Annotated in this window: 7 protein-coding genes and 1 pseudogene; 3 read left to right on the forward strand and 5 right to left on the reverse strand. The window is 72.8% G+C overall.

Annotation, left to right across the window (positions count from 1 at the left end):
- The first annotated feature begins 148 nt into the window (after positions 1 to 148).
- Complete coding sequence (gene glgX, locus ACZ6C6_RS10255) at positions 149 to 2,407, forward strand: glycogen debranching protein GlgX (protein WP_469201123.1); 2,259 nt, start codon at positions 149 to 151, stop codon at positions 2,405 to 2,407.
- A gap of 171 nt (positions 2,408 to 2,578) precedes the next feature.
- On the opposite strand, the gene ACZ6C6_RS10260 is transcribed toward glgX, so the two are convergent.
- The 4 genes from ACZ6C6_RS10260 to ACZ6C6_RS10275 are packed head-to-tail and all read right to left on the reverse strand — an operon-like array spanning position 2,579 to position 6,258.
- Positions 2,579 to 3,229 carry a response regulator gene (locus ACZ6C6_RS10260; RefSeq protein WP_469201125.1) on the reverse strand — a complete coding sequence of 217 codons (651 nt, stop codon included), beginning with the start codon at positions 3,227 to 3,229 and terminating at the stop codon, positions 2,579 to 2,581.
- Between the two features lie 18 nt (positions 3,230 to 3,247).
- Complete coding sequence (locus tag ACZ6C6_RS10265) at positions 3,248 to 4,501, reverse strand: sensor histidine kinase (RefSeq protein ID WP_469201127.1); 1,254 nt, start codon at positions 4,499 to 4,501, stop codon at positions 3,248 to 3,250.
- A 34-nt stretch (positions 4,502 to 4,535) separates the two neighbouring features.
- Positions 4,536 to 5,327, reverse strand: coding sequence for an ABC transporter permease (locus ACZ6C6_RS10270; RefSeq protein ID WP_469201130.1), 792 nt, complete (start codon positions 5,325 to 5,327; stop codon positions 4,536 to 4,538).
- Position 5,328: 1 nt separating this feature from the next.
- The gene (locus ACZ6C6_RS10275; RefSeq protein WP_469201133.1) at positions 5,329 to 6,258 is read right to left on the reverse strand and encodes an ABC transporter ATP-binding protein; all 930 of its coding nucleotides are present in this window, start codon (positions 6,256 to 6,258) and stop codon (positions 5,329 to 5,331) included.
- A gap of 171 nt (positions 6,259 to 6,429) precedes the next feature.
- On the opposite strand from ACZ6C6_RS10275, the pseudogene ACZ6C6_RS10280 reads away from it, so the two are divergent.
- Together ACZ6C6_RS10280 and ACZ6C6_RS10285 are read left to right on the forward strand one after the other, a co-directional pair.
- A pseudogene (locus tag ACZ6C6_RS10280) lies at positions 6,430 to 10,160 on the forward strand (ABC transporter transmembrane domain-containing protein); the annotation flags it as partial.
- Between the two features lie 385 nt (positions 10,161 to 10,545).
- Positions 10,546 to 12,588 (forward strand): M4 family metallopeptidase, encoded by a 2,043-nt coding sequence (locus ACZ6C6_RS10285; protein WP_469201136.1) that lies wholly within the window; start codon positions 10,546 to 10,548, stop codon positions 12,586 to 12,588.
- Positions 12,589 to 12,700: 112 nt separating this feature from the next.
- On the opposite strand, the gene glgP is transcribed toward ACZ6C6_RS10285, so the two are convergent.
- Entirely contained in the window at positions 12,701 to 15,304 is a 2,604-nt protein-coding gene (glgP, locus tag ACZ6C6_RS10290; protein WP_469201138.1) for an alpha-glucan family phosphorylase, read from the reverse strand.
- Positions 15,305 to 15,852 lie beyond the last annotated feature (548 nt).

A 15,852-nucleotide genomic window follows, 5' to 3' on the forward strand; every position in this document is an offset into this window, starting at 1 on the left:
CCCCCAACGACGGGGGCGGGCCGGGGGAAACGTGAGTGCGGGCCGCCCGGTGGGCAGAACAGAGGGGACGGCCGCACTCGGGGAGCCGCGGCCGGGACGCCGCACACCCCTTCCGGTGCCGGTCACACGAGCCGCGGGAGGCGAGCAGGTGTCGAGCGCAGCCGAGCAGGAAGCAGCACCGAGGACGGGCTCCGGGACGGTGGCGGGGGCGACCGGGGCGGTCTCGGAGGCGGTCGCCGCCGCGACGCCCGGACCGCGCCCGCCCGCGGTGTGGCCGGGGGCGCCGATGCCGCTCGGCGCCCGCTTCAGGACCGGCCCCGACGGGGTGGCGGGCACCAACTTCGCACTCTGGGCGGGCGGCGCGGAGGCCGTCGAGCTGTGCCTCTTCGCGGAGGACGGCACGGAGACCCGGCTCCCCCTGACCGAGCTCACCCACGAGGTCTGGCACGGCTTCGTGCCCGGGGTGCGGCCGGGCCGGCGGTACGGATACCGGGTGCACGGCCGGTGGGACCCGTGGACGGGCGCCCGGTGGAACCCGGCGAAGCTGCTGCTCGATCCGTACGCCCGGGCCGTGGACGGCGAATTCACCCTTCCGGCCGAGGTGTACGGCCATGTGAGGGACTGGCCCGACCAGCGGTTCGCGGACACCGTCCGCGACGAACGGGACTCCGCCCCGTACGTGCCGAAGGGGGTCGTCGTCCACGATGACGACGACTGGGCCGACGACCGCCGGCCGAAGACGCCGTGGGCGGACTCCGTCATCTACGAGCTGCACGTGAAGGGCTTCACCCAGCGGCACCCCGGCATCCCCGAGGAGCTGCGCGGCACCTACGCCGGGCTCGCCCACCCGGCGGCGACCGGGTATCTGAAGGACCTCGGAGTGACGGCGGTGGAGCTGCTGCCGGTGCACCAGTTCGCGCACGAGGACCACCTGCTGCGGCGCGGGCTGCGCAACTACTGGGGCTACAACTCCATCGGCTACTTCGCCCCGCACGCCGGCTACTCGGCGAGCGGCACGGCGGGCGGCCAGGTCGGCGAGTTCAAGCGGATGGTGCGCGCGCTGCACGACGCGGGGATCGAGGTCATCCTCGACGTCGTCTACAACCACACCGCGGAGGCGGGCGAACTGGGCCCCACGCTGTCGCTGCGCGGCATCGACAACAGGGGCTACTACCGCCTCCAGGCCGACGCCCGCCGGTACGCGGACTACACCGGCTGCGGCAACACCCTGCACGTCGTCCAGCCGAACGCGCTGCGGCTCATCACGGACTCGCTGCGGTACTGGGTGACCGAGATGGGCGTCGACGGCTTCCGCTTCGACCTGGCGGCGGCGCTCGCCCGCTCCATGCACGACGTGGACATGCTCTCCCCGTTCCTCGCGGTGATCGCCCAGGACCCGGTGCTGCGCCGGGTCAAGCTCATCGCCGAGCCCTGGGACGTGGGCAACGGCGGCTACCAGGTGGGGGCATTCCCGACGCTGTGGACGGAGTGGAACGACCACTACCGGGACGCCGTACGGGACTTCTGGCGCGGCGCGCTCCCCGACGTGCGGGACCTCGGCTACCGGCTGACCGGGTCGAGCGACCTGTACGCGTGGGGCGGGCGGCGCCCGTACGCCTCGGTCAACTTCGTCACCGCGCACGACGGGTTCACCCTGCGCGACCTGGTGAGCTACCAGGAGAAGCACAACGAGGCCAACGGCGAGGACAACCGGGACGGCACCTCGGACAACCGGGCGTGGAACTGCGGCGCCGAGGGCGAGACGGACGACGCGGACGTCAACGCGCTGCGCCGCCGCCAGCTGCGCAACCTGCTCACCACGCTGCTCCTGTCGACCGGTGTTCCGATGCTGGTCGCGGGCGACGAGATGGGGCGTACGCAGAGCGGCAACAACAACGCGTACTGCCAGGACAACGAGACCGGCTGGGTGGACTGGTCGCTGCTGGAGCGGCCCGAGTGGCGGGAGCTGGCGGCGCTGACAGCGCGGGTGCTCGCGCTGCGCCACCGCCATCCGGTGCTCCGCCGCCGGGCGTTCTTCTCCGGGCGCCCGCAGGCCCCGGACGGGCTGCGGGACCTGGCGTGGTTCACCGGCGCGGGCGCGGAGATGACGGAGTCCGACTGGTACGCCCCGGCCGCGACGGTCGGCCTCTACCTCTCCGGCCGCGACATCCCCGGGCGGGACGCGCGCGGCGAGCAGGTGACCGACGACAGCTTCCTGGCCGTCCTGCACGCGGGCCACGAACCGGCGGACTTCCTGCTGCCGGGCCCGCCGTGGGCGCGGGCGTACGAACTGGTCCTGGACACCTCGCGCGAGGACCAGGCGGACCCCCCGGGCACGGTGCACCGGGGCGGCGAGCGGCTGACGGTGCCGGAGCGGTCGGTGCTGCTGCTGCGCGTACGGGAGTGAGGGGCCGGGCGGGGGTGCCTTGCCGGTCAGGGCCGGATCAGGCCGCGGTGTCTGGTGCGGTGCATCGCAAGGCGGAGGATGGAGGCAACGCGGAGCGTTGTTGACTGACGACAACGCCGCGAGGTGCCGTGCCAGACACCGCGGCCCCGGCCCTGACCGGCAAGACACCCCCTAGCCGAGGATGCCGCGGTCGTAGCCCGTCGCCACGGCGGCGGCGCGGTCCTTGACGCCCAGCTTGGCGAAGAGGTGCGTGAGGTGGGTCTTCACGGTGGCCTCGCTGATGAACAGCTCGGCGGCGATCTCCCGGTTGGAGGTCCCCCGGGCGACGAGCGCCAGCACCTCGCGCTCCCGGGCGGACAGCGTCTCGTTGCCGGGGGCGGCCGGGGCGCGCATCGCCGAGACGAGGCGCGACGCGACGGCCGGTGAGAGGACGGTCCGGCCCTCGGCGGCGGCCCGGACGGCGGTGAACAGCTCCTCGCGGGGCGCGTCCTTGAGGAGGTAGCCGGTCGCGCCCGCCTCGATCGCGGGGAGGGTGTCGGAGTCGGTGTCGTACGTGGTGAGGACGAGGACCTTGGAGCGGGCGCCGCGCCGGGTCAGCTCGGTGATCGCGGCGACCCCGCCGCCGCCGGGCATGCGCAGGTCCATCAGCACCACGTCGGGGTCGAGCCGGAAGGCCATCTCGACGCCCTCGACCCCGTCGGCCGCCTCGCCGAGCACCCGGAACTCCGGTGCGGCGGCGAACATCCCGCGCAGCCCGTCCCGTACGACGGGGTGGTCGTCGACGACGATCAGGGTGATGACGCGCGCGGGCTCCCGGTCCATGAGGACAACGGTACGGGGTCAGCCGTGCGGCACCAGGGGGACCCGGGCGCTGACCGCCGTGCCGAGGCCGGGCCCGGTCTCCACCTCGACGGTGCCCGCGATGCGCTCGGCGCGCGAGCGCATGCCCCCGAGGCCGAATCCTCCCGCGCCCCGGTACGGGGGCAGCGCGGCCGGGTCGAAGCCGCGGCCGTCGTCGCGGACGTCGAGCGTGATCTCGTCGCCCATGTACGACAGGGTGACCCCGGCCCGGGACGCCCCCGCGTGCCGGCCCGCGTTGGCCAGGGCCTCCTCGGCTATGCGGAGCAGGGTGGCGCCGACCTCGTCGTGCAGGGGGGCGACGGTGCCGGTGACGGTGAACTCGGCGCGCACTCCACTGCGTCGGGACCAGGTGGCGACGGTCTTCTGGAGCGCGCCGGGCAGGTCGTCGTGTTCGAGCGCCGCGGGGAGCAGGTTGTGCACCGAGCGGCGCGCCTCGCCGAGGCTGTGCCGGGCGAGGGCGGCGGCCCGGACGAGGTGTTCGCGGGCGACGTCCGGGTCGGTGTCGGCGGTGGAGGTCGCGGCCTGGAGCTGGGCGATGATGCCGGTGAGACCCTGGGCGATGGTGTCGTGGATCTCGGCGGCCAGCCGGCTCCGCTCGTCGGCCACCCCGGCCTCGCGGGCCTGGACGAGGAGCTGGGCGTGCAGCCCGGCGTTCTCCGCGAGGGCCTGTTCCAGGCGGGCGTTGGCGGTCTCCAGGGCGGTGATGGTGGCGGTCCTGGCCCGCTCCTGATCGGCCTCCCGCGCCCCGATCTGGGCGAAGATCATGGTGAGGGTCACGTGCACGGCGAGCACGACCCCGAAGACGACCCAGTTCATCAGGGTGGCGGGCGGCAGGGTGCTGCCGCTCTGGGCCCCCGCCATGATGACGGCGACGGCGAGCAGGCCGGGCCGCATGGCTCGCTGCGGGAGGACCCGGCCGGCGTCGAAGTAGCCGAGCACCGCGTAGATGGAGAAGAAGGGGTTGCACCAGGTGAGCCCGAGGGCCAGCAGGGTGCGGGCGGTGAAGTAGAGGACCCCGGCCCTCGGCCCGGCGGCGGGGGCGGCGCGGGACCACCACAGCTGGAGGACGAGCGCCGCCGGGAGGAGCACCATGGCGGCGCGCTCGTCGGCCGGGGACATGACGAGGTTCCGGGAGACGGCCGAGACGACGGTGGCCAGGCCGAGCAGCCCGTACGGGCCGTACCGGAAGAACCGCCCCCACCACTGTTCGGCCGTCGGCACCTGTGCGCTCATGGCCGCCAGTCTCCCAGGCGCCCCGGTCCCCCCTCTACTGCCACCGGAACGTGCGGATCGCGGTCCACCCGGCCGCGAGGGCCCAGGCGGCGACCGCTCCGAGGTAGGCCCAGCTCGGCCAGGAGCCCCGGGCGGCCTGGTCCAGGGCCTGGGACGCGGCGCCGAAGGGGGTGGCCTGGACGACGCGGCGCAGGGCGTCGGGCATGGCCTGGACGGGGACCCAGACGCCCGCCGTGAACATCATGGAGAAGTAGACGAGCGAGCCCGCGGCGGCGGCGATCTTCGTCGTACGCGACAGCGCGCAGATCAGCGAACCGATGGCGAGGACGCAGGCGACCGCGAGCAGCAGCGCCAGCAGATAGCCGAACGGCTGTCCGGGCAGCCGCACCCCGTAGGCGGTCCGCCCGACGGTGACGACCAGCAGGGCGGAGACGAGCGCGGCCGCGCCGTGCAGCGCGATCTGCGCACCGAGCAGCGCGGAGGGCCGCACCGGTGTGGTGGACATGCGGCGCAGGATGCCGCGTTCGCGGTAGCCGGTGAGGACGGGCGGCATCGCCTGGAGCCCGGACATGATCATGGCGAGGAGCACCGCGACGGGCACGTACAGATCGATGACGCGCCGGCCGCCGAGGCCGTCGTCGTGCTCCCGGAAGGACGGGACGAGGCCGAGGATCACCAGGAGCGCGGTCGGGAAGACCACGATCCAGAAGAGGCTGCCGGGTTCGCGCAGGAAGAGCCGGGTCTCCGCCTTGAGCACGGCGAGCGTCGCGCCGGGCACGGCGGCGCGGGGCGCGGGGGCGGTGGGTGCGGGGTGCGCTGTGGCCATCTCAGGCTGCCCGTTCTGTGCGGCCGGGCCCGTCGGCGGGGCCGGTGAGGTCGAGGAAGGCGTCGTCCAGGGTGGCCTCGGAGACGCGCAGGCGGTGAGCGGTGACGCGGAGCCGGGCCAGCAGCGAGATCACGGCGTTGACGGTCTCGTCGGTGCCGTTGATGACGACCCGGCCGCCCTCGGTCCGGCACGACACCGCGCCGGGCAGGCCCGCGAGTTCGGCCTCGGGCAGCGGTGCGGAGGGCGTGAAGGAGATGACGGTGGAGCCGTCGGCGCCTGCGACGAGACCGGACGGGGTGTCGAGCGCGACGACGCGCCCCCGGTCGATGACCGCGATGCGGTCGCAGAGGCGCTGGGCCTCCTCCATGAAGTGGGTGACGAGCACGACGGTGACGCCGCCGTCCCGGATGTCCTCGATCAGCTGCCAGGTGTCGCGCCGGGCACGCGGGTCCAGGCCGGTCGTCAGCTCGTCCAGGATGACCACACGGGGCCGGCCGACGAGGGCGAGCGCGATGGACAGCCGCTGCTTCTGGCCGCCGGAGAGGCGGTGGAAGCGGGTGTCCAGCTTGGCGCCCAGGCCCAGCCGTTCGGCGAGCGGGCGCCAGTCGGCGGGCCGGGGGTAGAAGGCGCTGTACAGGTCCAGGGCCTCGCGTACGGTGATCTTGGTCTGGAGCTCGCTCTCCTGGAGCTGGGTGCCGAGCAGTCCGGTCACCCGGTCGCGGTCGGCGACCGGGTCGAGCCCGGCGACCCGGACGGTGCCCGCGTCGGGAACCCGCAGACCCGCGACGCACTCGACGGTGGTGGTCTTGCCCGCGCCGTTGGGGCCGAGAATCCCGAAGATCTCCCCCTCTTCGACAGCGAAAGTGACGCCGTCGACCACGGGGCGGCCGGCGTAGGACTTGCGCACCCCGTTCGCTTCGATGATTGCCATGGCACCGAGCATCCGTCCGCCGGGCCCGCCCCGGTATCGGCCATCGCGCTCGAACCGACATCGGCCGATCGGTTGATGTCCCGTACGACCCCTAGGGGTCCGCCCGGGTGCGCCCGCCGGCGGGATAAAACCGCAGGACCGATATCCGGACGGACCGTAGGCTCCTCCCTGATGCACCAGGAACATGTAGAACCCAAGGACCGTTCGGCCGTACGCTCCCTGCTGCGGTTGTGGCCGTACGTGAAGCCGGTACGGGCACGGCTCTTCGGGGCCGCCCTGGTGGCGATCGTCGCCTCCTGCCTGGGCCTGGTGATCCCGCTCGTCCTGAAGTGGATCGTGGACGGACCGGTCGCGGACGCGGACCCGGGCGGGGTCTGGCTCGGCGCGCTGTACCTGCTGCTCCTGGGCATCACCGAGGCGGTGCTGTTCGGGGTGCGGCGGTGGATGGTGGCGCGTCCGCTGGCAGGGGTCGAGGCGTCGATGCGGGCGGACCTCTACCGGCACCTCCAGCGGCTGCCCGTGGCCTTCCACGACCGGTGGCCCTCGGGGCAGCTGCTCTCGCGCGGGACGACCGACCTGATGATGGTCCGGATGTTCCTGGCCTTCCCGCTGACCTTCCTGCTGGTCAACGCGACCACGATCCTCGTCGGTTTCGTGGTCCTGCTGTTCCAGGAGTGGACGCTCGGCCTGGTGCTGCTCGCCCCGGTCGTCCCGCTCGTGATCGTCTGCTCGGCCTTCGAGGCGAAGTACGCCGCGGTCGCGCGCCGCGCCCAGGACCAGGTCGGCGACCTGACCACCGTGGTCGAGGAGAGCGTGCTCGGCATCCGCATCATCAAGGGCTTCGGACGCCACCGCAGCCAGTCCGACGCCTTCCGGGCGCTGGCCGGGAAGCTGCGCTCCACGGAGCTGGTCAAGGCCCGGCTGCTCGCCCGGATCTGGACCCTCATCACCACGCTCCCGGAACTCGCCATCGGGGCCGCCCTGGTGTTCGGCACGATCGAGGTCGCCGACGGCGGTCTGTCGGCGGGCACCCTGGTCGCCTTCCTCTCCACGGCGCTCGCGCTGCGCTGGCCCGTCGAGTCGATCGGCTTCCTGCTGGCGATGAGCCAGGAGGCGGCGACGGCGACCGAGCGGTACTTCGAGGTGATGGACGCCGAGGAGGAGGACGGCACCGGGCGGTCGGCCGCGCCCGGGGACCCCGGGACGGCCGGCATGGTCTTCGAGGGCGTCGAATTCCGCTATCCCGACGCGGAGGAGGGCTCGGCTCCCGTGCTGGCCGGGATCGATCTGCACATCCGGCCGGGCGAGACCATGGCCCTGGTCGGCGCGACGGGGTCGGGCAAGACCACGCTCACCTCGCTGGTGCCCCGGCTGTACGAGGCGACGGCCGGTCGGATCACCCTGGACGGCGAGGACATCACCGCCATGCCGCGCGCCCGGCTGCGGGAGCTGGTGTCGGTGGCGTTCGAGGAGCCGACCCTCTTCTCGGCGAGCGTCGGGGAGAACGTGCTGATGGGCGCCGAGGGGGCCGGCGAGGAGGCGCTCCAGCGGGCGCTGTCGGTCGCCCAGGCCGGTTTCGTGCGGGAGCTGCCGCACGGTGTGGACACGGAGGTCGGCGAGCAGGGCCTGAGCCTGTCCGGCGGCCAGCGCCAGCGCCTCGCCCTGGCCCGGGCGGTGGTGGGCCGGCCGCGCTTCCTGGTCCTCGACGACCCGCTCTCCGCGCTCGACGTGCACACGGAGGCCCTGGTGGAGGCGGCGCTCCGGCAGGTCCTGGCGGAGACCACGGCGGTGGTGGTCGCGCACCGGCCGTCGACCGTGATGCTCGCGGACCGGGTGGCGCTGCTGTCCGGGGGCCGCATCAGCGCGGTCGGCACCCATCAGGAACTCCTGCGCACCAACGCGGAGTACGCCTGGCTGATGTCGGGCGCGGGCGCGTCGGACGACGCGGGGGCGGAGCCCGTACCGGAGCAGCCCGTCCCCGGCACCCACCCCACCGAACCCCTGGGCGCGAAGGCCCCTGCCGAGGAGGGCAGCACCCGATGACCAGCACCACGACCGGACGGCCCGCCGAGCCCGCCGAACCCGGCAGCCCGGAGGACCAGCGGGCGGCACCCGGGGACCCCTTCGACCGCGACGACCTGCCGACCCCGCGGGGGGCCACCCGGCAGCTGCTCGCCTCGCTGCTGCGGCCGATGCGCGGGCGGGTGGCCGCGTCCGCGCTGGCCATCCTGTTGCAGCAGGCCGCGGTGCAGGCCGGGCCGCTGCTGGTGGCGTACGCCATCGACAGCGGGGTGCCCGCCTTCCGGGACGACGACTACGGGCCGCTGATCGCCGTGGCGCTGGGCTACGCGCTCTGCTCGGTGGTCTCGGGCGCCCTGCAGTACGCGTTCATCCAGCTGTCCGCGCGGGTCAGCCAGGACGTCCTGCTCGACCTGCGCGGCCGGATCTTCCGCCACGCGCAGGCGCTGAGCGTGGACTTCCACGAGCGGTACACCTCGGGCCGGCTGATCTCGCGGTCCACGACCGACCTGGAGTCGCTGCGGGAACTGCTGGAGGAAGGACTCCAGGAGCTGATCCACATCGTCCTGTCGTTCGCCTCCATCGCCGTGGTGCTGCTCTGGCTGGACCTGGCGACGGGCGCGGCGGCGGTGGCGTCCTTCCTGCCGCTGTATCTGCTGGTGCGGCTCTACCGGAAGCGCTCCTCGGTGATCTTCGCGGCCCGTTCGACGGCGATCGCCTCGGTCGTCGTGAAGTTCGCGGAGACCATGAACGGCATCCGGCCCGTCCAGGCGTTCCGCCGCGAGCCGGTGAACGACGCGGCCTTCCTGGAGCTGAACACGCGTCACCGGACCGCCAACGGCGACGCGATGCTGGAGAACGCGCGGTACGTCGTCGGCTCGCGGCTCGTGGCCAACACCGCGGTGGCCGGAATCGTGCTGTGGGGCGCCTACCGCGTGGCGGACGGCGGTCTCGCGCTGGGGGTGCTGGCCGCGGTGGTGCTCTATCTGCGGCGGCTGTACGACCCGATCGACCGGCTCAGCATGTTCCTCAACTCCTTCGAGTCCGCGGCGGCCTCGCTGGCGAAGATCGCCGGGCTGCTGGCCCAGGCGCCGACGGTCCCGGAGGCGCTGGAGCCCCGTGAGCTGCCGGCCGGGGCCGGGGACCAGCCCGGCCGCGAGGTGGTCTTCGACGGGGTGAGCTTCGGATACCGGACGGGCGGCGAGGTGCTGCCCCGGTTCGACCTGACGATCCCGGCCGGGCAGACGGTGGCCGTGGTCGGCTCCACGGGGGCCGGCAAGTCGACGCTCGCCAAACTGCTGGCCCGGTTCTACGACCCGAGCGCGGGCCGGGTCCTGCTGGACGGCACCGACCTGCGCGACCTGGCCACGCCCGAACTGCGGCGCGGGGTCGTGATGGTGACCCAGGAGGCGTTCCTGTTCTCCGGGACGGTCGCGGAGAACATCGCGATCGGCCGCCCGGCGGCGAGCCGCGAGGAGATCGAGCGGGCCGCGAAGGCGATCGGCGCGCACGACTTCATCACCGGCCTGCCCGACGGCTACGACACCGATGTGCGCAAGCGGGGCGGCCGGATCTCCGCGGGGCAGCGGCAGTTGGTGGCCTTCGCCCGGGCCCTGCTAGCCGACCCGGCGGTGCTGATCCTGGACGAGGCGACCAGTTCGCTGGACATCCCCGGTGAGCGCGCGGTCCAGCAGGCCATGGACACGGTGCTGCACGGCCGCACCGCGGTGGTCATCGCGCACCGGCTCTCGACCGTGGAGGTCGCGGACCGGGTGCTCGTGATGGAGCGCGGGCGGATCGTGGAGGACGGTACGCCGGCCGAGCTCATCGCGGGCACGGGCCGCTTCGCCGGTCTGCACCGTGCCTGGCGGGAGAGCCTGGCCTGACGGTCCGGCTGTCCGCCCCTTTTGTCAGGGAGGCGGACAGCCAGATCGCGCCACGCCTCGTTACCGTCTCGTCAGGTGGGAACTTTCCGCTTGTTCACATTCGCGTCGCACTCCGCTCTTCGGCCCGCAACCCCGACGAGCCCTGGGCTTTCGGGCGGCACGAGCCTGCGGACCACCCCTCGGCATCCCGGCACGACCATCCGCGAAACGTCCGCTTAACGAACACGCATCTTCCGGCAACGAACGAATTCCGGCCAAGTTGTTGACGCGGTCCTGACAGAGATGGCCGACTCCTGACACTCTTCACCCCGTTCCGCGCTCTGCTTGCTCTGCCCGGACGGCTCACCCAGCCGCCGGTACCCCCCTCGCAGAAGGAGTCCGCGTGAGATCCACGCACAGCCGTCGTGCCACCGCGACCGGCGCTCTCATAGCCGCAACCGCCCTTCTCGCCGTAGGCGCCCAGACCGGATCGGCCTCCGCCGCCCCGGACAACGGCACCACCAGGACCGCCACCGCCGCCAAGGCGAACCCCGGCGCCCTGCCCAAGCAGCTCTCGCCCTCGCAGCGCGCCGAGCTGATCCGCGAGGCCAACGCGAGCCGGGCGGCCACGGCGAAGGAACTCGGCCTCGGGTCCCAGGAGAAGCTCGTCGTCCGCGACGTCATCCAGGACAACGACGGCACCACGCACACCCGTTACGAGCGCACCTTCGACGGCCTCCCGGTCCTCGGCGGCGACCTGGTCGTCCAGGAGACCAAGGCCGGCGCGACAAAGAGCGTCGTCAAGGCGTCCCGCGCCACCACCGCCCAGCTGAAGGCCGTCAGCACGGTCGCGGACATCGCCCCGGCGGCGGCCGCCAAGCAGGCGCTCGGCGCGGCCAAGGCGGCCGGTTCGGACAAGGCCGAGGCCGACAAGGCGCCCCGCAAGGTCGTCTGGATGGCCTCCGGCACCCCGCAGCTGGCGTACGAGACCGTGGTCGGCGGCCTCCAGGAGGACGGCACCCCGAACGCGCTGCACGTCATCACGGACGCCTCCACCGGAGCGAAGCTCTACGAGTGGCAGGCCATCGAGAACGGCGTCGGCAACACCGAGTACAGCGGCCAGGTCACCCTGGGGACCTCCGGGTCCTCCGGCTCGTACAACCTGACCGACACCGCGCGCGGCAGCCACAAGACGTACAACCTGAACCACGGCACGTCCGGCAAGGGCACCCTCTTCTCCGGCTCCGACGACGTCTGGGGCAACGGCAGCGCCTCGAACGCGGAGACCGCGGCGGCGGACGCCCACTACGGCGCGGCCGAGACCTGGGACTACTACAAGAACGTCCACGGCCGCACCGGCATCAAGGGCGACGGCGTCGGCGCGTACTCCCGCGTCCACTACGGCAACAACTACGTGAACGCGTTCTGGGACGACAGCTGCTTCTGCATGACGTACGGCGACGGCAGCGGCAACGCCAACCCGCTGACCGCGCTGGACGTGGCCGCCCACGAGATGAGCCACGGCGTCACCTCGAACACGGCCGGCCTCAACTACAGCGGGGAGTCCGGCGGCCTGAACGAGGCGACCAGCGACATCTTCGCCACCGCCGTCGAGTTCTACTCCAACACCGCCGCCGACCCGGGTGACTACCTCATCGGCGAGAAGATCGACATCAACGGCGACGGCACGCCGCTGCGCTACCAGGACAAGCCGAGCAAGGACGGCGCCTCCAAGGACTCGTGGTACTCGGGCATCGGCAACATCGACGTGCACTACTCGTCGGGCCCGGCCAACCACTTCTTCTACCTGCTGTCCGAGGGCAGCGGCGCGAAGACCATCAACGGCGTCAGCTACAACTCCCCCACCTCGGACGGCCTGCCGGTGACCGGCATCGGCCGGGCGAAGGCGGAGCAGATCTGGTTCAAGGCGCTCACCACCAAGTTCACCTCCACCACCAACTACGCGGGCGCCCGGACCGGCACCCTCGCGGCGGCCGGTGAGCTGTACGGCACGACCAGCGCCGAGTACAAGGCCGTGCAGGACGCCTGGGCCGGAATCAACGTCGGTACGCGCTCCGGCGGCACCGACCCCGGCACCGGCACCGTCTTCGAGAACAACTCCGTCGTGGCCATCCCCGACTACGGCTCGGCCGTCACCAGCTCGGTCACCGTCACCGGCCGCACCGGCAACGCGCCCAGCACGCTCAAGGTCGGCGTGGACATCACGCACACCTACCGCGGTGACCTGGTCATCGACCTCGTCGCGCCGGACGGCAGCACGTACCGTCTGAAGAACTCGTCCTCCAGCGACTCGGCGGACAACGTCCAGACGACCTACACGGTCAACGCCTCGTCGGAGACGGCCAACGGCACCTGGAAGCTCAAGGTCCAGGACGTCTACAGCGGGGACACCGGGAAGATCAACAGCTTCAAGCTGACCTTCTGAACCCCCACCGCGCCACCCCCCACCGCGCGGGTCACCGCATGACCCGTCGATGACACGGAACCGCCCGGGAGGAGACAGTCCCCCCGGGCGGTTCCGGCATGCCGGACGCAACTCAGCGCAGCAGCACGCCGCCGCCGTCACCCGTGGCCCCGGTCGGCTGTGCGACCAGGCCGAGTTCCGCGCCGCTCGCCAGCAGCCGGTGGGCGGGCAGCACACGCACGGTGTAGCCGTACGGCCCCGTGCGGTCCAGGGCGAGCGGGCCCTCGTACAGCCAGTGGCCCTCCAGGTCCTGGCCGCCCGCCGGCTTCAGCGGGAAGACCTGGGCGTCCGAGATCGCGTCGGCCGAGTCGACCCGGCCGGCCACCGCCTGCACCTCCACGTCGTCCGGCGCCAGCGCGCCCAGCGAGACCCGGACCCGCAGCGCCAGCGTGGACCCCAGCTCGGCCGTCGTACCGGAGGCGGTCGGGGTCACCGCCTCCACGTGGTCGACGGCCACCCTCGGCCAGGCGGCCCGGACCTTCGCCTTCCAGCCCGCCAGCTCCCGCGCCCGGGGCACGTCCAGCGAGCGCTGGGCGAGCGCGGCGGGGGCGTACAGCCGCTCCACGTACTCCGCGACCATGCGGTCGGCCAGCACCTTGGGCCCCAGGGTGCCCATCGTGCGGCGGACCATCTCGATCCAGCGGCCGGGCAGCCCCTCGTCCCCGTGCTCGTAGAAGTGCGGGGCGACCCGGTCCTCGATCAGCTCGTACAGGGCGTTCGCCTCCAGGTCGTCGCGCCGGTCCTCGTCCAGCGCGGCACCCTCGGCCGTCGGGATCGCCCAGCCGAAGTCCGGCTCGAACCACTCGTCCCACCAGCCGTCGAGCACGGACAGGTTGAGGCAGCCGTTGAGCGCGGCCTTCATCCCGCTCGTGCCGCACGCCTCCAGCGGGCGCAGCGGGTTGTTCAGCCAGACGTCGCAGCCCGGGTAGAGCTTCTGGGCCATCGCCATCCCGTAGTCGGGCAGGTAGGCGATCCGGTGCCGGACCCGGGCGTCGTCGGCGAACCTGACAAGCTCCTGGATCAGCCGCTTCCCACCGTCGTCGGCCGGGTGCGCCTTCCCCGCGACGACGATCTGGACCGGCCGCTCCGGATGCAGCAGCAGCGCCCGCAGCCGGTCCCGGTCGCGCAGCATCAGCGTCAGCCGCTTGTACGAGGGGACGCGGCGGGCGAAGCCGATGGTGAGGACGTCCGGGTCGAGCACGCCGTCGATCCAGCCGAGCTCGGCGGGCTGGGCGCCCCGGTGGCGCCAGGAGGCGCGCAGCCGCTGCCGGACCTCGGCCACCAGCTGTTCGCGCAGGGTGCGGCGCAGGTCCCAGAGCCGGCGGGCCGGGATGTCCGCGACGGAGTCCCAGCGGCCCGGGGTGCCCCCCGAATCGGCGCGCAGCCGGTAGACCTCGGGGGCGACCCAGGTCGGTGCGTGGACGCCGTTGGTGACGGAGGTGATCGGGACCTCCGGCGCGTCGAAGCCCGGCCAGAGCCCGGCGAACATCCCCCGGCTGACCGCGCCGTGCAGCGTGGAGACGCCGTTGGCGCGCTGGGCGAGCCGCAGCCCCATGACCGCCATGTTGAAGACGCCCGGGTCGCCGCCGGGGTAGGTCTCGGCGCCGAGGTCCAGGACGCGTTCGGCGGGGACGCCGGGGAGTTCGCCGTCCTCGCCGAAGTGGCGGGCGACGAGTTCGCGGTCGAACCGGTCGATTCCGGCCGGGACCGGGGTGTGGGTGGTGAAGACGGTGCCGGCCCGGGCGGACTCCACCGAGGCGTCGAAGTCCAGCCCCGTCGCCACCAGTTCGCGGATGCGCTCCAGGCCGAGGAAACCGGCGTGGCCCTCGTTGGTGTGGAAGACCTCGGGGGCCGCGTGGCCGGTGAGCCGGCAGTACGCGCGCACGGCGCGGACGCCGCCGATGCCCAGCAGCATCTCCTGGAGCAGCCGGTGCTCGCTGCCTCCGCCGTAGAGCCGGTCGGTGACCTCGCGTTCGCCGGGGGCGTTCTCCTCGACGTCGGAGTCGAGCATGAGCAGGGGGACCCGGCCGACGTGGGCCTGCCAGATCTGGGCGTGCAGGGTCCGGCCGCCGGGCAGGTCCAGGACGACCTGGCTGGGGGTGCCGTCGGCCTCGCGGATCAGGGTGAGCGGCAGCTCGTTCGGGTCGAGGACGGGGTAGTGCTCCTGCTGCCAGCCGTCCCGGGACAGGCTCTGCCGGAAGTAGCCGTGGCGGTAGAGCAGCCCGACGCCGATGAGGGGCACGCCCAGGTCGCTGGCGGCCTTGAGGTGGTCCCCGGCGAGGATGCCGAGCCCGCCGGAGTACTGGGGCAGGGCGGCGGTCACCCCGAATTCGGGTGAGAAGTAGGCGATGGCGGCGGGGAGCGCGTCGTCCTGCTCGCGCTGCTCCTGGTACCAGCGGGGGTCCTGGAGGTAGGCGCGGAGGCCGGCGGAGGCCTCGGCGAGCCGGCGCAGGAACGCTTCGTCCCGGGCGAGCTCGGTGAGCCGCCCCGCGGACACGGAGCCGAGCAGGCGCACGGGGTCGCACTCCGCGCCGGAGCCGGCCGCAGGGTCGACGGCCCGGAAGAGCTCGCGGGTCTCGGTGTGCCAGGACCAGCGCAGGTTCCGCGCCAGGTCGCTGAGGGGTTGGAGGGAGTCCGGAAGGACGGGACGCACGGTGAATCGACGAATGGCCTTCACGCATTCCACCTTTACAGGGGACGTACGAATCCGAGCGGGACGCACCTCCATGTGCGCCGCTCCGTCACCCTCGACGGTAGCCGTGTCCCCGGCGCGCCGGACACGGCGCGTGGATTTCCCGCGCTCCTCCCCCGTCCCGGAAGGCTTCACCTGGCCCGCGCGCCACAGGCGTTATGGCCGATTCCTTCTCCTCATTCGGTCTTGTGGGCCTTCCCGGCACAGGGAAAGCTGCCGGGTGGCGCCCATTCCCGCATCCCCGTACGCCCGAGCAGATGACATATCACCGGATTGGCCCACCACGTGGCGGGGAAAGGCTTCTCCGGCACGCAGGTGATTCATTGCCCGGCCCTCGGCGATCGGTTCCCCGGTTCGTATACGACCTGTTTGGACTGCCATTCGAGTGAACGCGCACAGGAGCGGCCATGCCCACACCCCACCAGTCATCCGTTGAGCGGCTAGAAAGGACGCATCCCCACCTTCGCGGCGCGCGCGTTCAGCCTTCGGCGCACGCTGCCCACATTGCCGAGTCCCAGCTCCAGCCCCCAGGT

The sequence above is a fragment of the Streptomyces sp. NPDC041814 genome (assembly GCF_055590565.1).